A 20,706-nucleotide genomic window follows, 5' to 3' on the forward strand; every position below is an offset into this window, starting at 1 on the left:
GCCTTGGGGCATGATTAATTTACTAGCCTTACCCGAGGCATAAGCATGTGGAAACGCCTGACATTCGGTTTGTTAGCCCTCATTGGCGTGCTGCTGCTCTCTGCTTTTGCCCTCGATCGCTGGATCAGTTGGAAAACCGCGCCCTTTATTTACGATGAGCTTCAGACCCTGCCGAAACGTCAGGTTGGCGTCGTATTGGGGACAGCAAAATATTACCGTACTGGCGTGATCAATCAGTATTATCTGTTCCGTATACAAGGGACGATTAACGCCTACAACAGCGGTAAAGTCAGCTATCTGTTATTAAGCGGCGATAACGCGCTGCAAAGTTACAATGAACCGATGACGATGCGCCGTGATTTGATCGCTGCGGGTGTCCCACCTTCGGACATCGTGCTCGACTACGCGGGGTTCCGCACGCTGGATTCCATCGTCAGGACGCGCAAGGTGTTTGATACCAATGATTTCACCATCATCACCCAGCGTTTCCACTGCGAGCGTGCGCTATTCATTGCGCTGCACCTTGGCATTCAGGCGCAGTGTTACGCCGTCCCGTCCCCCAAAAATATGATGACCGTGCGGGTTCGTGAATTTGGTGCTCGTCTGGGTGCGCTGTTCGATCTGTATATTCTCAAACGCGAGCCACGATTTTTAGGACCGCAGGTGCCGATCCCAGCAGAACATAAGATCCCTGAAGATGCACCAGACTACCCTGCCGTTCTGCCGGAACAGGTGCTGACCTCGCCAGTGAATCAGACTAAACCTTACCAACCGACGAAAACAGTATCGGAACCTACGCCGCAGAACGAGAAAGTCACTCCGTAGCGTATTTTTCTACGCGGCTTTGCCTATCGCATTGGTGAGTTTACGCCACAGCCATTCGAGCGGCCCCTGACGGAAATAGCGTAGCCAGTAGTGGGAAAAGACCAGATTGACGGCCCAGATAGCGGGAACCAGCGCCAGCAGTTGCAGGCGGCTGAAGGCCATAAACAGGCCAAGCTGGTTAAACAACGCCACGCAAATCAGCGTTTGCAGCAAATAGTTGGTTAGCGCCATACGCCCGATATTTGTAATCCAATATGTGATGCGCCACTGACACAGCGTGGCCCAAAATCCATAGCACAACGCAAGATACCCTATCGCCTGTAAGGGTGAGCTCAACTCACGTGGGATCTGCAATAACAGCCCGCTCCAGCGATACTCCCAGCCCACCAGCCACTGTCCCACTACGCCGATACTGTTAATTGCCACGCCCAGCGGGATCAGCCACAGGGCAACCTTACGATAATGGGCTGTACTGAACTCACCTTTCAACCAGCCGCTGCGCATCAACCCTGCGCCTAGCAACATCGATCCCGCCAGTAACCAGCCGTACTGTACGCCCAGTGATAACAGGCTTTCTGTTAGCAGATCAACGCGATTTCCCCACGCTACCGGTCCACCTAACGCCCGCCAGTAAGCCTCATAGGTGACATCCGCCATACCTGGCAGCCAGAATCTCCCCGGTTGCAGACTCAGAATCTGGCTCAGCACAAACAACACGCCGATCCCCACCAGATACAGAACCGCCCCAGTACGCATTAGCAATCGGCTGCTCTCCGCATGGCGAATCATGCCGTAGCACACCAGCCCAATCAGCGCATAGTCGAGCAAAATGTCGCCATCCCACAGAAAAATGGCGTGAATCAGCCCGATGACCATCAACCAGAACAGGCGTGCATGTACCCAGCGCTTCCCCCGCGAAAGTAGAAGCTGTAACCCCGCACCAAAAAGAAGAGAAAATAGCGTCAGGAATTTCGCCTGCGCGATCAGATCCATCGCCGCCCAGGTTAAAGCATCAGATAATGTCGCTTGTCCCTGCCAGGCCGGGTTCAGGTATGCCGCGTGCGGTAAACCAAACGCCGTAATATTCAGCAGTAGAATGCCCAAAATAGCGATGCCACGCGCGAAATCTAGCGCAACGATCCGCGAGGGTGGCAAATGAGGTGACGGTGTAGTGTGAGAAGGCATACAAATTACATTTTCAAAGCATCGAAGTAGCGATTGTATGCACAGACGGGGAAAAAGCGAAGATGCTTACTGATTTAGCGGCGATCAATGTGGCGATGACAACGTGTATTTCCTTCATCATCGCCAATAAGAGGGGCTTAATTATGGTGACGTACCGCGCGCAAGAATTCCTGACGCGTGTTCTGGCTGGATTTAAACAGCCCGCCGAGCGATGTCGTGGTCGTGGCGCTAGTCGCATCACGAATACCGCGAGCCTTCACGCAGTAGTGCACCGCATCAATCGAGACCGCAACATTGTTGGTTCCCAACAGCGTTTGCAGTGCGACCAAAATCTGTTGCGTTAAGCGCTCCTGCACCTGAGGGCGCTGAGAGAAAAACTGAACGATTCGGTTGAGCTTCGACAGGCCAATGACGCCATCTTTTGGAATATATGCCACCGTAGCTTTCCCATCGATCATTACGAAATGGTGTTCGCAGGTGCTGGTCAGTGTGATATCGCGCACGGTGACCATTTCATCGACCTTCATTTTGTTTTCAATGATGGTGATTTTGGGAAAGTTGGCATAGTCCAAACCGGAGAATATTTCATCAACGTACATTTTGGCGATACGCGTCGGTGTTTCAGCCAGACTGTCATCGCCCAGATCGAGGCTCAGCAAATTCATAATTTCCGTCATATGCTCGGCAATACGTTGCTTACGCGTATCCCGATCCAACAACGCCCCGCGCAGCGGCGTTTCCAGACCGCGAGCCAGCAACGCTTCGTGCACCATAACGGCTTCTTTACTTAGTGATGACATTATTATTCTCCTGCAGGTGTAGCTATGCCTATCGCTCGGTCTCGGTCAGACCCTAGCGCCGTCAACACTCTAGTTGAGAGAGTAACGATTATCCAGCGATTGTATGTCATGATTGTTGAAATAGATTCAAGTTATCAAACGCAGCGGGTGCGCCCGTGCGTAGTAACGCGTACCAGCTCGTATACACTCAGAAACCCCATTCAGTAGTGAATAGATGCCCCAGTCACCAATGTTCAGTAATAAATGTTCAGCGATAAATAAAAAAGCACTGAGAAAATAATCCCAGTGCTTTTAACGATGAATTACCTGATTTTTGCGGCCGTCATTGTCCCGATGCCGTTTGTCATGAAATTATCAGAAGGTTTCCCAGTTGTCGTTGGCGTTGCCTTTCTTACCGCCAGCGGCCGCGAGTAACATCGGTTTCTGCGCTGCTGGCGCTTTCTCCGCCAGATGCTGTTGAGGACGACGAGGTGCCTCTGCGGCCGACAGTTGGAACACCGATACAGCTTCAGTCAACTGACGAGCCTGATCTTCCAGAGATGCAGCGGCGGCGGCAGATTCCTGAACCAGCGCGGAGTTCTGTTGCGTAACGCCATCCATCTCGGTAACAGCAAGACCAATTTGGCTAATACCGCGACTCTGTTCATCCGACGCCGATGCAATTTCACCCATCAGATCGTTCACACGGGTAATCGCAGAAATGATGGAATCCATCGCTTCGCCAGTCTGTGTGACCTGATTAGATCCCATGTTGACGCGTTGAACGGATTCCGCAATCAGGCTTTCAATTTCTTTCGCCGCCTGAGCACTGCGCTGCGCCAGATTACGGACTTCACCCGCAACGACCGCAAAGCCGCGACCTTGTTCACCCGCTCTGGCTGCTTCTACTGCCGCATTCAGCGCCAGAATATTGGTCTGGAAGGCAATACCGTTGATCACGCTGGTGATGTCTGCAATTTTCTTCGAGCTTGTCGTAATACTCGCCATCGTCGCCATTACATCTGCCGTGACCTCACCGCCTTTTTTCGCCGCTACAGAAGCGTCCTGCGCTAGCTTCGTCGCCTGATGAACGTTATCGGCATTCTGTTTCACCGTCGCACTCAGTTCTTCCATACTGGCAGCAGTCTGTTCCAGTGCGGCTGCCTGCTGTTCGGTGCGTGCGGACAGATCGTTGTTGCCGCTTTTGATCTCACTCGAGCCCTGATGAATCGATGCAGAGCTGTCGCGGATGATGGAAACCGTATTAACCAGACTTCCCTGCATCTCTTTCAGATAAGGGATCAATTGCCCAGCACAGTTACGACCAAACTCGTCAAGCGGGTGACCGAGCTGCCCGGCTGCCAGAACCTGGAAATAGCCTTTGATCATATTTAGCGGTTTGACCAGATAGTGAACCAGATAGCGATCCGTCAACAGCAGGATAAGCAGCCCAAGAACCGCCGCGCCCAGCAGAATACGATTACTCCAATCAACCAGGCCGTAGACCTCATCCATTGACGTCTCTGACGACGACATAATCGCAGTCTGATATTTTTCCATATTGCCGCCAAACGCCACACTCAGCGGTGGGTACGCTTTGCGGAAAAGCTGACGAAACTCCTCCTGACGATTATCACGCGCGGCATTCAGCATTGGCGTCAACCCGTTATCCAGCAATTGTGTCCACGCCGCGATCATATTGTCTGCTGTTTCTTTATCGACGCCGACATGTCCAGCAGCTTTAAACACAGCCAGTTGATCTGATGTGTTTTTAAACGCCGCTGTTGCTGACGTAAATACTTTTTCTGCTTCCGCAGTTTCGCCCGTTTGCTGAAAATCCATCGAACGCAACAAGCGAGTAACCGTACGAAAATACTGGTCATTGCCTTTTACCAGCATCTCTACGTTTTTACGCTGAGCTTCGCCGGACTCCAATAGTTTAGTCATGCTGCTTAATGAGGTAGAGGTAAAGAAAGATGCTCCACCCCAAACAACCAAAAACAGCCCCAATATTGTTAAAAGCATTGCCCTGATGGTGATATTTTTTAAAAAATTCACAGAAGACTCCTATAAATTATCTGGCGATTTTCCTCTGCGCTTTCTACAAGATGGCTGCACATTTTTAATTGGAAATACGCCGGGTGTTACGTCATTTAATGAAGAGCTAAGACTCTCATTAGTTAGAGTTATTTTCCTTTAATGACCAAAAGATACACTTCCTTACAATAACGATAAGGTATTCCTACCATACATTAACATTATCGGCACTTTAGCCGGGCACTTTACGCCCTTGCATCAACAAATGCGATCAAAATGAAGAATTGCGATAGTTTTTGGCTATTGCTCAGTTACAACTATTTACTTATACATTTAACTGTTTATTTTAATTGTCTATTTATTTTCCCTCCTTCGCTATTGTGTCAGGAGGAAATACGATTTTATTTTTCTGTGATTATTCTTATTTTTTCATTCGAGTCTCTTCTGCTAGGAAATATGCCCCTATTCGCTGCAATAGTTGATTGTGGTGCTATTAATTCAGGCCGCGATCATTTTATCGCTTTCTACATTTTCTAAATCCAGATATTAATCTTGATGATAATTACGCCCGTAATTTTCATCATTCAGGCATGTTTCAACGCGCCAGATTTAGGTTGCGTTCGCTATCTGCGTGTTCCACACCAGTTGCGAAATGCACAGCTTGCCGCTACACTTCACAAAAAGTGAATAATCAAACATCAGTTCATTACAAAAAGAGAAAGTTATGGATTTGACCCAACTCCGCATGTTCTGTCTCGTCGCCGAAACGGGATCCGTCGCACGCGCCGCTGAACAGCTTCATCGGGTGCCCTCAAATCTAACCACGCGGTTACGCCAGCTAGAGCTGGAGCTAGGCACCGACCTATTTATTCGGGAGAAACAGCGTCTGCGTTTATCGCCGATCGGGCACAATTTCTTGTGCTATGCACAGCGCATTTTGGCGCTCAGTGAGGAAGCGATCAGCATGACGCGCACGGGTGAACCCGCAGGTAATTTCTCGTTAGGCTCGATGGAAAGTACGGCGGCAACCCGCTTGCCTACGCTATTAGCGGCTTACCATCAGCGCTACCCTAATGTCTCGCTGTCCCTGAATACCGGTACATCAGGGGAAATCATCGAGCGCGTTCGGGCAGGAACGCTGGCAGCGGCGTTAGTCGATGGCCCCGTCGTGTACGATGAACTGAATGGTTGTTCATGTTTTGCGGAACGATTAGTGCTGATATCCGATCCTTCGCACTCGCCGATTACCCATGCACGAGATGCCAGTCACGATACGCTGTTTGCCTTTCGCCCCAGCTGTTCCTACAGAAAACGCTTAGAAAACTGGTTTCGCCAGGATGGCGTGGTGCCCGGCACCATCATGGAAATCCACTCATATCACGCCATGCTTGCCTGTGTAGCCAGCGGTGCTGGACTGGCTATGCTGCCCTATGCCGTCCTCGAATCACTGTCCGCAAGCGCACGCGTTCAGGTACATGAATTACCACCCGATATCGCAACCGCATCAACCTGGTTGGTATGGCGGCGCGACGCTTTCGGCCCGAATGTCGAGGCGCTTAAAAAGCTCATTATTGAGCAATCCGCTCAGTCGGAATGAACATTTATTTTCAGCAAAGCACCATTTAATAGAGACGACATAGTGATGAACATCGACGTCCTATCAGTCAACTTACAATCCATAACGGTATGCCATTAGGAGCCACCACCATGCAAATGATTAAAACCCGCGCCGCCATCGCCTGGGGTCCAAACCAACCTCTGTCGGTTGAAGAAGTGGATCTAATGCCACCTCAGAAAGGTGAAGTACTGGTGCGCATCGTCGCCACTGGCGTATGCCACACGGATGCCTATACGCTGTCAGGTAAAGATCCTGAGGGTGTATTCCCAGCGATTCTCGGCCATGAAGGCGGCGGGATTGTGGAAGCGATTGGCGAAGGCGTGACTAGCGTTGCCGTTGGCGACCACGTCATTCCGCTTTACACTCCGGAATGTGGCGAATGTAAATTCTGTCGCTCCGGCAAAACAAACCTGTGTCAGGCTATTCGCTCCACGCAGGGCAAAGGCTTGATGCCAGACGGCACCACCCGTTTCTCTAAAAATGGTCAGCCGATTTTCCACTACATGGGAACCTCCACCTTCGCCGAGCACACTGTCGTGCCTGAAATTTCACTGGCGAAAGTGAATAAAGAAGCGCCACTGGAAGAAGTCTGCTTGCTGGGTTGTGGCGTCACCACCGGTATGGGTGCCGTGCTGAATACCGCAAAAGTTAAAGCAGGCGATACGGTTGCTATTTTTGGCCTCGGCGGCATTGGCTTGTCGGCGATTATCGGCGCGCAAATGGCTGGTGCAGGTCGCATCATTGGTATCGATCTCAACACCAGCAAATTCGATCTGGCACGTAAACTGGGTGCCACCGATCTGCTTAACCCGAAAGATTACGATAAGCCTATTCAGGACGTCATTGTTGAATTGACCGATGGCGGCGTGGACTTCTCCTTCGAGTGTATCGGTAACGTTAACGTCATGCGTTCCGCACTAGAGTGTTGCCATAAAGGCTGGGGTGAATCCATCATTATCGGTGTGGCAGGTGCGGGCGAAGAAATCGCAACGCGTCCGTTCCAACTGGTAACCGGTCGCGTATGGCGCGGTTCTGCTTTCGGCGGCGTGAAAGGCCGTAGCGAACTGCCGGGCATTGTCGATCGTTACCTGAAAGGCGAATTCCCGCTGAATGACTTCATCACCCACACCATGGGGCTGGACGACATCAACACTGCATTCGATTTGATGCACGAAGGCAAATCGATTCGCTCTGTGATTCATTTCGGTTAATTGCGCCACTGTCAGGAATAAAAAGGAGGCTGTACAGCGATGAACTCATCACTGGAACTGCTGGAAGAACACCGTATGTTTGGCGGCTGGCAACAGCGCTATCGCCATGTGTCAGAAACGCTGAACACCGCCATGACGTTCAGCATTTATCTGCCACCGACACAGGATGACACCCCACCGCCCGTGCTTTACTGGCTGTCTGGGTTAACCTGTAACGACGAAAACTTTACGACGAAAGCAGGCGCACAGCGCGTTGCCTCCGAGCTGGGTCTGGTTCTGGTGATGCCGGACACCAGCCCACGCGGCGATGGCGTCGCGGATGATGCTGGGTACGATCTGGGTCAGGGTGCGGGATTCTATGTGAATGCCACTCAGGCTCCCTGGGCGGCACACTATCGGATGTATGACTACATCAGCACGGAATTGCCGGCGCTGATCCAGCAGCATTTTAACGTGAATAACCGCCAGTCCATCAGTGGACATTCGATGGGCGGCCACGGTGCGCTGATGCTGGCGCTGCGTAACCCAGAACAATTCCTGTCTGCATCGGCGTTCGCACCGATCGTTAACCCAAGTCAGGTTCCGTGGGGGCGTAAAGCGCTTACCGCTTACCTCGGCGAGGATGAAACACAGTGGTTGCAGTATGACAGTTGCCATTTGCTGGCAAATAGTCAGAAGAAACTGCCAATATTGGTCGATCAGGGCGATTGCGATCAGTTTCTCCCCGACCAGTTACAACCCGCAAAACTGGAAGAATTGGCAAGCCAGTATGCGTGGCCGCTGACACTGCGGACACAGTCCGGCTATGATCACAGCTATTTCTTCATCGCCAGTTTCATCGAAGATCACCTGCGCTTCCACGCTCAGTATTTGTTTGAAGAAGCGTTGTCCGCACGATAGTTGTTCGCATTATGGTGCTATGCTTATCTCGTTGAGAACAGCGCTCAGGTACGCCCTGAGCGCTGTTTCTCTTTCCTGTTAGAACGCAGTCGCATTAAAATATTCGATTACACACCTGCCCCGCCCCCATTACCGGAACCAAGACAAACAAAAAGGAGCAACGGATGATACACGTTCATCACCTCGATAAATCCCGTTCGACCCGCGCGACCTGGCTGTTGGAAGAGCTAGGCGTTGACTATGAAATCATTCGTTACGCGCGTGACCCCAAAACGTTTAGCGCTCCAGCATCACTCAAACAGATTCACCCGCTAGGGAAATCGCCAGTGATTACCGATGGCGAATTGACCATTGCCGAATCCGGAGCCATCGTGGAATACCTGATTGAGACTTACGGCAATGGCAGACTTCGCCCACAGAGCGGGCAAGCGCTGCTGGATTATCGCTTCTGGCTGCATTTTGCTGAAGGTTCGTTCATGCCGTTGCTGGTGATGCGTTTGGTATTGGCGAAAACAGAATCCGCACCGATGCCGTTTTTCATCCGCCCGATAGCACGCAAAATTGTGCAAAGTATTGAGCAGGCCTTTATTGTACCGCGATTGACTATTCAGCTTCAGTTCATCGAACAGCATCTGAGTCAACAAGACTGGTTTGCAGGAGAGTCATTAAGCGGTGCCGATATCCAAATGGCCGTGCCGCTGATTTTGGCGAAAACGCGTCTCGATTTCAGCCGCTACCCACATATTCAGCAATACATTGAGCGGATAGAAAGCCAGCCCGCATTTCAACGAGCGCTTGCTCAGGATTAACAGTGCGATCGGGATATCCCCTCATCGACAACGAACAACAGGCCACCTGATAAGCGATAGAGCAGAAATTCTGTGAGCGTTTACTGATTATTCATGATCTAATAAAGATATGCTGCTATCTAACACAGATATATTTCGAGCTATACCCCAAATAACTCGAGTTGCAGGATCAAGCGTTAGCATTTTGAACAACGCAAAACGTTGGCCCTTTAGGCCGAGGCCCACGACGGGCTGAGTATTTGAACGCAGCCAACGCACATGCAGCTTGAAGTATTACGGGTATATAACACGATATGGCTAGAAGGCTCGAAAGGTGGTATATCGTCAGGATGCGGTATTGATACGTTGGGAGTGATTAATTTTGCAGAGAAAACGAGTTTCATCAACAGAGTTGTTTTCAGTCGGATACGATGCAGAAAAGAGTCAGTTAGAAGTCGAGTTACTGAACGGAAGCATCTATCTGTACAACGGTGTAGCACGCATGATTTATGAAGAGCTGATGGCAAGCAAAACGAAGTACCGTTACTACGCCAGCTATATCAAAAATTCATTCCCCTACGAGAAAACACAGTAGTTTTTAAAGATAAAGAATAGTCTTTAAGGGCGGAGAATTCTCTCCGCCTCTTCCCTACGATTTATTCCCTGCTCGACTCAACGGTGTTAAACGCTGCCAGCAAGACGTCTTCATTTAGCGCCAGTGGCAGATAATGAATGGATTCCCCCGCTTGCAAAGTACGAGCAATCACGGCCTGAAGCGCAGCGCGGTCGTGAATATCCACATCCAACTCAGCCAGCGAGGTTGGTAAACCAAACACCTTAAACGCCGCTGTCAACTGGAGCAACGTTTCACTATCGCCCAACAAGGCGCTTTGCACCAGAATGCCATAAGCCACTTTCGTACCATGCAGAAAGCGTTCGGTTTGCGGCAACACCGTTAAACCGTTATGAACCGCATGCGCCGCCGCCACGCGAGTGTATCGCTCTCCCAACCCGCCAACCATGCCGCCCCCGGCAATGATCGCATCCACCACATCCAGAAAATCCTGCGTCAACTCGCCACGTTTGACGGCTTCTAACGCAGCCGCACTTTGTTGCAACAAGACATTGCGGATATCCAGCGCAGTCTGTAAGCCCAGACGAACAGAAAGAGGCAGCGTTTCAGGCTGGGGACTGAGAACCACGGCCTCATACCACTTCGCCAGCGTATCACCGACCCCAGCCAGTAGGTATTCCACCGGAGCCGCCAGCATAATCCGTGGTTCTACCAGTACCAGATGGTTGGCATCGGTGAAAATTTCAAAGCGCAGTGCTTGTCCAGCATCGTTATACCAGACAGACAGCGGCGTCCAGGCTGCACAGGTTGCCGCTATAGTCGGAATGGCCACCAGCGGCACGCCGATATGACGCGCAGCGACCTTCGCGGTATCCAGCACGGCCCCACCGCCGACACCAATGACGACCTGACATTCATCGCCCGCTTGCGCCACCAGTTTTGCGACTTCTCCCTCACTGCAATGCGCACTAAACTGAACGCGTCGGGCTGAAGGTGCCTCGAATTCGGTTGGTAAATAGGGCCGAGCCGCGGCGATCGCCCGCTCACCGTAAATCCACAGCGCGTTTTTCAGCACCTCTGGCGGGTAAAACTCCAGCAACTTATCGATAGCGCCGGGGAAGGAAAAATAGTTGGCAGGGCCAACCTGTACGCGAACAGTCGTTGTGTGCATGTTTGAACATTCCTCGCCGCCCCTTATCTTGAGCACGGCTCTTATCTTATGTTTGCCTGGTAGTTGAATCTGTTGCGTTACCGTGTTGATAATCCCATCTTATTCACTTGCCTGCGGCTGATTAAGAACTTTTTTATTTAATTTATGCCTTTTCGTTCATAGCCTACGACTCTCAAACACGTGAAGCTGTATTAAATTCTCTGGGATGTATGCTACCTTTCTTTTCCGTTATTTCATGACCTTGACCGCCAAGAGCATCACCGACCATGACCGCTACCTCCCAAAGCCGACTGGAAATGCACAACATTTCCATCTCCTTTTCTGGTTTCCACGCCCTCAAGCAGGTTAATTTCACACTGGAAGGTGGTTCGATTCATGCTCTGACTGGCGCAAACGGCGCAGGTAAATCCACGTTGATGACGATCCTGTCAGGTGCTTACGATCACTATCAGGGCGATATTCTGATTAATGGCAAGCAGGTCGGTGTCCATTCGCCACGCGATGCCAAGCGGTACGGCATTCATCTGGTGCAACAGGAAGTCGATGTCGCGCTGGTTCCCACGCTGTCCGTGGCGGAAAACATTATGTTGGATACGCTGGCGCAGGACGGGCATCTACTGAGTTGGCCGCAGATATACCGTCAGGCACAGGCATTGCTTGACCAGCTTGGCGTTCACCTTAATGTTCGCCAACGTCTGGATACCTGCTCGTTAGCTGAAAAACAGCAAATCCTGCTCGCCCGCGCATTATCCCACGAGTGTCGCTTCCTGATTTTAGATGAACCCACCGCTCCGCTGGATCAGGCTGAAAGCGCGCGTCTCTTTCAAGTGGTTCGCCGCTTACAGGCTGATGGCATCGGGATCGTGTTTATTTCCCACCGTATTCATGAACTGAGCGAAATCTGCGATACGTTGACCGTTTTACGTGACGGCGAGTTTGTCAGCAGCGGCGCGATGCAGGGACTAAGCGGCGAAGAGATTGTAGAGAGAATGCTGGGGCATCGGCTTGACGATATCTTCCCACCACGCCGTACCGCACCTTCAGAAGAGACGCTGCTTCAGGTCACCGGTTTGCACGACGAGACGCTGCTGCACAATATCTCGCTCACACTACGCAAAGGGGAAATTCTGGGCATTGCTGGGCTGGCCGGTGCGGGTAAAACCGAGTTGTGCAAAGCGCTGTTCGGCGCAGAGCCCTGCCAGATCGCGCAGGGAGAATATCGTGGCAAACCCTGGCAACCGCATTCGCCTCACCAATCCGTCGAGCAAGGTCTGGCGCTAGTGCCTGAAGAACGGCGCAAGGAAGGCATTTTTATTGATGAATCTGTCACCATGAATCTTAGCATCACCGCCACCGACAGCTTTTCCCGTTGGAGTGTATTCAGCCGTGGCAAGGCATTGCGCTGGGCGAAACAGATTGTTGAGCAGCTTGCCGTTCGCACCACTGGCCCAGCGCAAAAGCTCGCGCGCCTGTCGGGTGGGAATCAACAAAAAGTGGCCATCGGCAAGTGGCTACGCAGTGAAGCACATGTTCTGATTTTTGATGAACCCACCAAAGGCGTTGATATCAAGGCCAAGCAGGATCTGTTCACGTTGATTGACGGCCTCGCCCGACAGGGCAAAGGTATCATCTATGCGTCGGGCGAGTTTTCCGAACTTGTCGGGCTTTGCGATCGCATCTGCGTGCTATGGGATGGCCGAATTGTTGCAGAACTGAACGCTGCTGAGATTGACGAAGAAACCCTACTTTTATATTCAACTGGAGGAACTCCCGCGTGAGTCACCCACTTTCATCTAACGGGGCGATCCCCTTCCGTCACCACGTTTTCGAGTTTCTCTATAAGTGGGGCATGCTGATTACCGTCGTCGCGCTGATTGCACTCTTTGGACTCGCGTCGGAAAATTTTCTCGACCCCTATAACATCATCAATATTTTGCGCTCTATCGCCATCGTCACGGTGATTGCGATTGGCGTCTCCATTTCACTGTCCGTAGGCGGATTTGACCTTTCCGTAGGATCAACAGCCTCGTTGGCCAACGCACTGGTTATTTCCCTTTTTGTCTGGCATGGATTCGGCACCACCGGCGCGATTGTCCTGACGCTCCTGCTGTGTACGCTGGTCGGGCTATTCAACGCTTTTCTCATCGTCGTGCTGAAGATTCCCGATATGCTCGCAACGCTCGCCAGTCTGTTCGTTATTCAAGGCGTGGCGATGACGTACAGCTATGGCGGTTCCATCACGCAAAACATGGTGCTGCCCAGCGGCGAAATGGCGGAAGGTGTCATTCCTGAGTTCTTTGCCACGTTGGGCCAGGTGCCTGTGATTGTTGTCATCATGCTGACGGTAACGGTGCTGGTGCAGCTGTATCTGTCCCTTACCAAGCACGGTCGTCGGATGTATGCCATCGGCGGCAACCCAGAAGCCGCTCGACTGGCGGGCATCCGCACAGCGCGTTATCGGGTACAGGCGTATGTGTTCTCTTCATTGCTCGCAGCGCTGGGTGGCATCTTACTCGCCTCACGTATCGGTTCTTCACAGGTCAATGCAGGGGGCGGCTATTTAATGGATGCCGTTGCCGCAGCCTACATCGGTTTCTCGCTAGCAGGGTCCGGCAAACCAAACGCACTGGGTACGCTGCTCGGTGCCGTCATTCTTGGCGTATTGCAGAATGGTCTAGTAATGCTCTCCGTACCTTATTACGCCATGGATATTATCAAAGGTCTGGTTCTGGCGCTCGCGCTGGCAATGACGTATATCCAGAAACGCTGACACTTCTTGCTTCCGCCCCATTCATCCGAATTAGGGGCGGATTCCCCCCCATCCACGCCGTCCCTGATTAAATCGTTTTGTGCCACCAATAACTATCACTGCATTCGCTCTATTATTTCCTGACGTTATTATTAATAAATAAATACTCCCTCACACAACAAAGAGATGAATCAGAATAATCACAAATGAGAATACTTTGGCTTTGCATATGACCTGAAACACTTTTATTCACGGTAGATATAGTGAGAATGACGCAGACCATCGATAGTGAAAAGTTCAACCGGATGAAACGTTCAATTTTAGTAATGAATTAAAATTGATGAATATCATATTTTCGCTGCCGGGCAATATTCCCTCATACCCGGCGAAATCAAATTACACCTTATTATTTATGTCCGTTCTGCTGAACATACTCATCAATATTTTCAACCGTCTTTTCCATCAACAATTGCAGCGATGAGGCGGACGTCCAGGAGATATGCGGAGTAATCAGAAGATTAGGCAGGGCTTTTGCCGCGACCATCAGCGGATTGTCTTTTTCCGGCGGCTCCTGCGTCAGGCAGTCTAGCGCTGCGCCAGCAATACCACGCTGGTGCAATGCGGCTGCCAGCGCGTTCTCGTCAATCAGCCCGCCTCTGGCGGTGTTAATAATAAACGCGGTTGGCTTACACAACGCGAGCGTCTCTGAATTAATCAAATGCTGCGTGCTCGCATTTAGCGGGCAGTTGAGCGAAATCACATCCGCCAGCCGCAGAACCTCCTCAAACGGCAGATATCCAGCACGACACTGTGACACCCCTCGGTGTTCGGCAAAAATCACCTTCATCCCCAGCGCCTGAGCCAGACGCGCAACTTCCCGTCCAATCGTGCCCGCACCGACGATGCCCAGCGTAGCGCCTGCGATATCCTTGACCGGATGATCAAAGTAAGAAAATTGCGACTGGCTGGCCCAGCGATCGCCCAACTGATCGCGATACCATGCCATAAGGCTGTGCTTCAACGCGAACATCATGGCAATAACGTGCTCGGACACAGCTTGCGTCGAGTAGCCCGGTACGTTTCTGACCGTGATCCCCAGTTCTTTAGCCGCCGCAAGATCGATATTGTCGGTTCCTGTTGCCGTCACGGCAATCAGCTTCAGCGCAGGCAGCGCGGCTAAGGTCTCTCGCGTTAATAGCGTTTTATTTGTGATGATAACGTGGGTGTCTTTTGCTCGGGCGATAACTTGATCGGGTGAGGTATAGCTATATTCAATCCATTCATGGCGACATTGTGGACGCCTAAAACTTGTCTTTTTCAGGAAAATGGTTTCAGGCAGTGAGCCCTTATCCAAAAAGGTAATTTTTAACATCATCGCGCCCTGGTTGCTATTCATACACTGATCTCCGATTGCAGATATCAAGGGTTCCGCAGTCGGCAATCACGACAGGTATTCTCATACAAAAATAATGAATTAAATTCTCTGTATGACACAAGACAACGAACGTATTAATAACGTTACACTTCCTGCCTCATCGGAAATCCATCACTCCGTAACCTGAAGCGTAGTCAGCATTAAAGCAATTAACAATACCTAATATAATGAATTTCATTCATCGACATTGTTATCATCAATATTCAGAAATATCACAAAAAATAAATCGAGTCGTATCGATATATATTGATGGATATAAGGTCAGGGTGCTTAGAAAGAGGTAGTGTAGAACAGAGACTCGGTAAAACGCGTCATAGACAGTTGGTTTTGTCGATGTATTACGGAGTTTATTGCAGGAATATCAGCCCTAACAAACAATGCCGGCCAACTGGCCGGCAAGGAAGAACTGACAGGTTTAACCGTGTTTCAACTTAGAACGATGCCGTCATAGACGCATAGAATGTCCTTCCTGGGACATAATAATTATTACCACTCGTTGCGTTACCTGACGGGCTTGCTGACACTGGGTCTTTATCAAACAAGTTATCCACTCCAGCGTTAAATTTCAGGTTCTTAGTCGCACGGTACTGGCCGGACAAACCATAAATGAAGTAGGAATTACGGATTCTGGCAGTCGCTGTCGAGCTACGCGACGCCTGATCCGCAGCGCTGTTAAGCCCCAGCATTTTACCGTAATAATGCGCAGATAACGCAAAACTCAACTTCTCATCAACCGCCCAATCCAGAGAGGAATACGTGGTCAATTTAGGTGTTGTCACCAGCATCACACCTTTGCCGTCTTCCGCTTTAATCATGCGCGTAAAACTATTGCGCAGCGTTAATTTGTTCAGCCAAGGGCTTACAGGTTCGCTAACCAGAGGAATATCCAGATTCCCTTCAATACCCTGAGTACGAGCAGAATCGAGGTTAACACGCTCTAACCAATAGCGTCCGGAGGTGTCACCCGCGATATAACCAACAGGTGCAGTAGCTAGCTTGTTCTTAAAACGGCTATCAAAGAACGTCAGCCCAGCATTCCAATTGTTATAATCAAATAATGCGCCAATTTCCCAGTTCTCTGATGTTTCTGGTTGCAGATTGTCGTTCCCCGTGGTGTAGCATCCACCGCCCGTATAATCCGCATACCCATTACAACCTGCGCCTTGCGACGTTTCAATGAAGCCTAAGCTCGCTTGACGAATTGACGGTGCCTTGAAGCCTTCTGAATAGCCCCCTTTCAACGTGAGATGATCCGTGGCTTGATAGACCAGGTAGGATCTAGGGGTAGTCTGACTACCGTACTTAGTATCGTCGTAACGCAACCCCAATGTCAGAGACAGGTCATCCATCAGATCGATCTGATCTTCAACAAATGCCCCTTTACTGATGGCACGGCCAGAATGTGAACCGTAAGTTGACGTTCCTGCTGTCGAACCCAGGGAGCGAGGATTATACATTTCCTCCTTCATCCACTGCCCACCAAATGTGATGTTCTGGGTGAAAAGCAGCTCAAAAGGAATGCTGATACTTCCTTCAAAAATCTGGTCTTTATTCCACAAATTAGTATCTTGCGAGCCAATGGTTACGTTGTTCGAGACGATCGGCACATTGCTGGCAAAGTTTTCGTATTTGTTCTGATACGCGGAGAATTTTGCACTGCCAAAATCAAACAGCCCGCGATAATCAAAAGAATAGTTTTCACGTTCCAATTCGCTGATACCACGCAAATTCACAACATTCCCCGATGCCGTCGTGCCCTGAATCCCTTGTTCCTTACCTTTAATCGCACCGACGCTGATTTGATGGTTGTCATTAATGTCCCATGTCAGTTCAGCGCCATAGTTATAGCGTTTTTTTCCTTCAAGGCCAGAGCCAAAACGCAGGGCGGAGGTATCAGTATGATCAGCGTTTCTCTTATTCCATGAGCCATTTAATCGCATGGAAAAACCATTGCCCAGCGGCCCACCAAGCGTCGCGGTGTAGCTAGTGGTATCACCACGATTCGATTCTTCCGGCTGGCGGGTGCCTACCGTCAAGGAACCGTTCCAATCTTGGGTATTCTTTTTGGTGATGATATTCACCACCCCACCCATAGCATCGGAGCCATAAAGAGAGGACATCGGGCCACGGACGATTTCAATACGTTCAATGGATTCAACGGGGATCCAGTTAATATCGTCAAAATAGTTTTGCTGAGTCGTTTTGACGCCATTACTTGAACCAACACGTTTTCCATCAACCAATAGCAATGTATAAGCAGCTGGCATACCCCTTATCTGGATGCCAGAACTGACATCGGTGCCAATTCCTTTTGATATCCCTGCAACTTGGTCAAGCACGTCTGCCAGATCGGTGGCGGACTTGCCGATGTCACGCTGTAAGTCTTCAGCGGTAATGACAGAGATACTTGCTGGGGCATCTTTCAAACTCTGCTGAATTGCTGAAGCCGTCACGACCATCGTATCGTCCTGTGCGGCGATAACGGGTGTCGTTGCCATGGTAACCAGAGCCAATGCCACCGATTTTCTTATATTTATTGCCATGCGTCTGTGTCCTCAAAACGAATAATTTACATTGAGTTTTTTTGTTGAACACATTGTAATGAGCAAATAATAATTGTAAATGAAAATTAAAATCATTTACATGCGCAATAAAAATCAAAATCACACAGTTATTTATTCATTAAAAACAAACAATTAAATTAAAAAAACAATTATTAAATCGAGTTAATGCAAAATAACCCGACAAATCAAGGTGAATAAATTTGATTTAAATCAACACATCAACATGAAGGGAAGCGTGAAGCGCGAGGGTGAAACAGAAAAAAAGTAATAAAAAAGGCGACGCCCATCAGGGAGTCGCCCGTTACTGCATTCTTACGATCTAATCTTTATGATCCGGGAACGTCATATCCTGATATTTGATGAAACCCGTTCCACGATACAGCTTATAGCCGAACCAAATCAGAAAGAACAAAGGAATGCCGATATACGTCGCCGTGACGCCATACCAGTCGATGTTGTCTTGCAGAAACGCCTGATAATTCTGCCCCAGCGTAATAATCAGGCAGAGCACAAACGCAAAGATCGGACCAAGCGGGAAGAAACGCGATAAATAAGGCAAACGGTTCAGATCGTGGCCTTGCATCACATAGCCGCGACGGAAACGGTAATGGCTGATCGCAATCCCCAGCCAGGCAATAAAGCCGGTCATACCCGAGGTATTCAGCAACCACAGATAAACCGTTTGGTTGCCGTACAGAGAAGACAGGAAGCATAACGCCGCCACCACGGTTGTTGCATACAGCGCATTACGCGGCACGCCCCCTTTTGACAGCTTAGCGAAAATACGCGGCGCTTTACCTTCCGATGCCAGCGTAAACAACATACGCGTCGAGGCGTACATCCCGGAGTTACCCGCCGACAACACCGCCGTCAAGATGACCGCATTCATAACCGCAGCGGCAGACAACAGACCCGCATTCTCAAACACCAGCGTGAACGGACTCACCGTAATGTCTTTCACATCATTACGCAGCAGGTTCGGATCGGTATACGGAATGATTAAGCTGATAATCAGAATCGCGAAGATGTAAAACAGCAGGATACGCCAGAAAACCTGACGGATGGCACGCGGAATGTTTTTGCTCGGTTCCTGGGATTCCCCTGCAGCCACACCGATCAGTTCCGTTCCCTGGAAAGAAAAACCCACGATCATCGCCACGCCGATCATGGCGGAGAAGCCACCAGCAAACGGTGCATCGCCAATCTCCCAGTTGTGGAATCCAGCATTTTCCGCACCGCTCATGATGCCCGTAATCATCATCACACCCACCGCAATGAAAATAATGACCGTCGTCACTTTAATCAGTGAGAACCAATACTCGGCTTCGCCAAACCCTTTCACGGAAATGTAATTAAGTAGGAACATCAGCGCCAGAAACAAAGCGCTCCAGATCCAACCGGAGACTTCAGGGAACCAATATCCCATCACCAGTTGCGCAGCGACCAGATCGACCGCAATGGTCACAGCCCAGTTGTACCAATAGTTCCAGCCCAATGCGAAGCCGAAACCTTCCTCAACATAGCGAGATCCGTAGGTAGAAAATGAACCAGAAACTGGCATGAATGCCGCCAGTTCGCCTAGGCTCGTCATCAGGAAGTAAACCATCAGCCCAATCAGGGCATAAGACAGGAGTGCGCCACCAGGACCCGCTTGTGAAACCGTCGCACCAGAAGCGACAAATAACCCGGTACCAATCGATCCGCCAATGGCGATCATCGTTAAATGCCGCGCTTTCAGTTCACGGCGCAGGGTCGGTGCGCCCTGTGTAGTTTGTTGAATATCGTGCTGAGCCATTGTTATCCTGCGTGCTCGTGCTAAAAATCGAGGCGGGATTGTAGCAAATAGCGTTGTACTGGATAGTTAAGATCGTCGAGTTATAAGAGAGCTTAATAACTCACGCCCGATTATTAGCAGCAGAAAATATTTTCACTACGGCGTTTCACAGCAATAACTCAGGAAACGCTGCAACACATTTGAAAGATGTTTCTGTCGATGGTGTACCAAATACAGCGTCCGCGTGAGTTTAGGCAACGGCACCTTCAATTCCACCAACGAGCCTGACGCCAGCTGTTCCGCAATCACATGCCGTGACAGGCAACTGATACCAATTCCATGGCGAACCGCATGTTTAATTGCCTCCGAATTACCTAATTCCATCACCAGATGGAAATGTGACAGGTGCGTCAACAACAGATGATCCAGCACTTCACGCGTGCCTGAACCCCGTTCACGCAGGATCCAGTGGGCATCCGCCAGCGCCGCTAATGATACCGTCCCCCGGCTGAGCGGATGCTCGGGAGAACAAAATACCACCAGTTCATCTTCCAGCCAGGGCTGCGTAATTAAATGAGGGTGATGGCAAGGACCTTCGATCAAGCCCAAATCGACACTAAATTCAGACACGCGGGTGATCACATCTTGCGTATTGCCGACATGCAGTTCCAGCGGAATTTCAGGGTAGTCATGGCGATAGCGGGCAATCATCGCAGGCAATAGATAGTTGCCAATAGTACTGCTGGCATAAATACGCAGTGCTCCATTATCGCGCCGGAAGAGCTGCTCAATTTCTATCGACTGTTCAAGCAATGCCAGCGCCTTGGGGTACAGCAGACGGCCATGCTCATTAACAACCAGACGTTTACCCACGCGATCGAAAAGCTGAACCCCCAACTGCCCTTCTAAATCCGCCAGAGCGGCGCTGACTGCCGATTGAGAAAGTGAAAGCACAACGGAGGCCTGTGTCGTTGAACCACTTTTCAGGACTTCGGCAAAGACTTCCAGTTGACGTAACGTGATATGCATAGTGCGCTCTTTATCTGAAATACTTATAGGTTATAAATATATAATCAATTTCTCTTTTAATCTCATG

General features: G+C 50.2%; 16 protein-coding genes. 8 read left to right on the plus strand and 8 right to left on the minus strand.

Annotation, left to right across the window (positions count from 1 at the left end; all coding sequences use genetic code 11):
- The first annotated feature begins 45 nt into the window (after window positions 1-45).
- Window positions 46-825, plus strand: coding sequence for an outer membrane permeability protein SanA (sanA, locus tag DUT67_RS12735; protein WP_113631862.1), 780 nt, complete (start codon window positions 46-48; stop codon window positions 823-825).
- 9 nt (window positions 826-834) lie between these two features.
- On the opposite strand, the gene yeiB is transcribed toward sanA, so the two are convergent.
- The 3 genes from yeiB to DUT67_RS12750 all read right to left on the minus strand — a co-directional run bounded on the left by yeiB (window position 835) and on the right by DUT67_RS12750 (window position 4,847).
- Entirely contained in the window at window positions 835-2,010 is a 1,176-nt protein-coding gene (gene yeiB / locus DUT67_RS12740) for a DUF418 domain-containing protein YeiB (protein WP_113631861.1), read from the minus strand.
- Window positions 2,011-2,147: 137 nt separating this feature from the next.
- Window positions 2,148-2,810, minus strand: coding sequence for a GTP cyclohydrolase I FolE (gene folE, locus DUT67_RS12745; protein WP_011094252.1), 663 nt, complete (start codon window positions 2,808-2,810; stop codon window positions 2,148-2,150).
- Between the two features lie 354 nt (window positions 2,811-3,164).
- Window positions 3,165-4,847, minus strand: coding sequence for a methyl-accepting chemotaxis protein (locus DUT67_RS12750; RefSeq protein WP_113625757.1), 1,683 nt, complete (start codon window positions 4,845-4,847; stop codon window positions 3,165-3,167).
- 703 nt (window positions 4,848-5,550) lie between these two features.
- Between DUT67_RS12750 and DUT67_RS12755 the strand changes: the two genes are divergently transcribed.
- The 5 genes from DUT67_RS12755 to DUT67_RS12775 all read left to right on the plus strand — a co-directional run bounded on the left by DUT67_RS12755 (window position 5,551) and on the right by DUT67_RS12775 (window position 9,938).
- Window positions 5,551-6,423, plus strand: a complete 873-nt coding sequence (locus DUT67_RS12755) for a LysR family transcriptional regulator (protein ID WP_048260687.1) — start codon at window positions 5,551-5,553, stop codon at window positions 6,421-6,423.
- Between the two features lie 110 nt (window positions 6,424-6,533).
- Window positions 6,534-7,655, plus strand: a complete 1,122-nt coding sequence (locus DUT67_RS12760) for an S-(hydroxymethyl)glutathione dehydrogenase/class III alcohol dehydrogenase (protein ID WP_048260689.1) — start codon at window positions 6,534-6,536, stop codon at window positions 7,653-7,655.
- A 39-nt stretch (window positions 7,656-7,694) separates the two neighbouring features.
- Window positions 7,695-8,555 (plus strand): S-formylglutathione hydrolase, encoded by an 861-nt coding sequence (gene fghA / locus DUT67_RS12765; RefSeq protein WP_113625755.1) that lies wholly within the window; start codon window positions 7,695-7,697, stop codon window positions 8,553-8,555.
- Window positions 8,556-8,719: 164 nt separating this feature from the next.
- Entirely contained in the window at window positions 8,720-9,364 is a 645-nt protein-coding gene (locus DUT67_RS12770; protein ID WP_113631860.1) for a glutathione S-transferase family protein, read from the plus strand.
- A gap of 361 nt (window positions 9,365-9,725) precedes the next feature.
- The gene (locus tag DUT67_RS12775; protein WP_048260694.1) at window positions 9,726-9,938 is read left to right on the plus strand and encodes a KTSC domain-containing protein; all 213 of its coding nucleotides are present in this window, start codon (window positions 9,726-9,728) and stop codon (window positions 9,936-9,938) included.
- Between the two features lie 61 nt (window positions 9,939-9,999).
- Here the strand turns inward: DUT67_RS12775 and DUT67_RS12780 are convergent, their stop codons facing one another.
- Window positions 10,000-11,088, minus strand: coding sequence for an oxidoreductase (locus tag DUT67_RS12780; RefSeq protein WP_113631859.1), 1,089 nt, complete (start codon window positions 11,086-11,088; stop codon window positions 10,000-10,002).
- A 266-nt stretch (window positions 11,089-11,354) separates the two neighbouring features.
- Between DUT67_RS12780 and DUT67_RS12785 the strand changes: the two genes are divergently transcribed.
- Window positions 11,355-12,866, plus strand: coding sequence for a sugar ABC transporter ATP-binding protein (locus DUT67_RS12785; protein ID WP_113631858.1), 1,512 nt, complete (start codon window positions 11,355-11,357; stop codon window positions 12,864-12,866).
- A 71-nt stretch (window positions 12,867-12,937) separates the two neighbouring features.
- A complete protein-coding gene (locus DUT67_RS12790; protein WP_223254586.1) occupies window positions 12,938-13,858 on the plus strand; it encodes an ABC transporter permease in 921 nt (306 codons plus the stop codon).
- 385 nt (window positions 13,859-14,243) lie between these two features.
- Here the strand turns inward: DUT67_RS12790 and DUT67_RS12795 are convergent, their stop codons facing one another.
- From DUT67_RS12795 to yieE, 4 genes are all read right to left on the minus strand, one after another.
- The gene (locus DUT67_RS12795; RefSeq protein WP_113631856.1) at window positions 14,244-15,233 is read right to left on the minus strand and encodes a 2-hydroxyacid dehydrogenase; all 990 of its coding nucleotides are present in this window, start codon (window positions 15,231-15,233) and stop codon (window positions 14,244-14,246) included.
- Window positions 15,234-15,703: 470 nt separating this feature from the next.
- On the minus strand, window positions 15,704-17,815 hold the full coding sequence (locus tag DUT67_RS12800; protein ID WP_113631855.1) for a TonB-dependent receptor: 2,112 nt from the start codon (window positions 17,813-17,815) through the stop codon (window positions 15,704-15,706).
- Between the two features lie 340 nt (window positions 17,816-18,155).
- Window positions 18,156-19,631: an amino acid permease gene (locus DUT67_RS12805; RefSeq protein ID WP_113631854.1), complete on the minus strand. Its 1,476-nt coding sequence runs from the start codon at window positions 19,629-19,631 to the stop codon at window positions 18,156-18,158.
- 135 nt (window positions 19,632-19,766) lie between these two features.
- Complete coding sequence (gene yieE, locus DUT67_RS12810; RefSeq protein ID WP_113631853.1) at window positions 19,767-20,639, minus strand: DNA-binding transcriptional regulator YeiE; 873 nt, start codon at window positions 20,637-20,639, stop codon at window positions 19,767-19,769.
- Window positions 20,640-20,706: the final 67 nt, after the last annotated feature.

It is taken from the genome of Pectobacterium peruviense (assembly GCF_003312355.2).
GTDB lineage: Bacteria > Pseudomonadota > Gammaproteobacteria > Enterobacterales > Enterobacteriaceae > Pectobacterium > Pectobacterium peruviense.

Bases quoted from the DNA above. Each gene is read 5' to 3' on its own strand.
- folE (WP_011094252.1), bottom strand. From the start codon at position 2,810: ATGTCATCACTAAGTAAAGAAGCCGTTATGGTGCACGAAGCGTTGCTG.
- DUT67_RS12760 (WP_048260689.1), top strand. From the start codon at position 6,534: ATGCAAATGATTAAAACCCGCGCCGCCATCGCCTGGGGTCCAAACCAA.
- sanA (WP_113631862.1), top strand. From the start codon at position 46: ATGTGGAAACGCCTGACATTCGGTTTGTTAGCCCTCATTGGCGTGCTG.
- DUT67_RS12755 (WP_048260687.1), top strand. From the start codon at position 5,551: ATGGATTTGACCCAACTCCGCATGTTCTGTCTCGTCGCCGAAACGGGA.
- DUT67_RS12790 (WP_223254586.1), top strand. From the start codon at position 12,938: ATGCTGATTACCGTCGTCGCGCTGATTGCACTCTTTGGACTCGCGTCG.
- DUT67_RS12770 (WP_113631860.1), top strand. From the start codon at position 8,720: ATGATACACGTTCATCACCTCGATAAATCCCGTTCGACCCGCGCGACC.
- DUT67_RS12785 (WP_113631858.1), top strand. From the start codon at position 11,355: ATGACCGCTACCTCCCAAAGCCGACTGGAAATGCACAACATTTCCATC.
- DUT67_RS12780 (WP_113631859.1), bottom strand. From the start codon at position 11,088: ATGCACACAACGACTGTTCGCGTACAGGTTGGCCCTGCCAACTATTTT.
- DUT67_RS12805 (WP_113631854.1), bottom strand. From the start codon at position 19,631: ATGGCTCAGCACGATATTCAACAAACTACACAGGGCGCACCGACCCTG.
- fghA (WP_113625755.1), top strand. From the start codon at position 7,695: ATGAACTCATCACTGGAACTGCTGGAAGAACACCGTATGTTTGGCGGC.
- DUT67_RS12800 (WP_113631855.1), bottom strand. From the start codon at position 17,815: ATGGCAATAAATATAAGAAAATCGGTGGCATTGGCTCTGGTTACCATG.
- yieE (WP_113631853.1), bottom strand. From the start codon at position 20,639: ATGCATATCACGTTACGTCAACTGGAAGTCTTTGCCGAAGTCCTGAAA.
- yeiB (WP_113631861.1), bottom strand. From the start codon at position 2,010: ATGCCTTCTCACACTACACCGTCACCTCATTTGCCACCCTCGCGGATC.
- DUT67_RS12795 (WP_113631856.1), bottom strand. From the start codon at position 15,233: ATGAATAGCAACCAGGGCGCGATGATGTTAAAAATTACCTTTTTGGAT.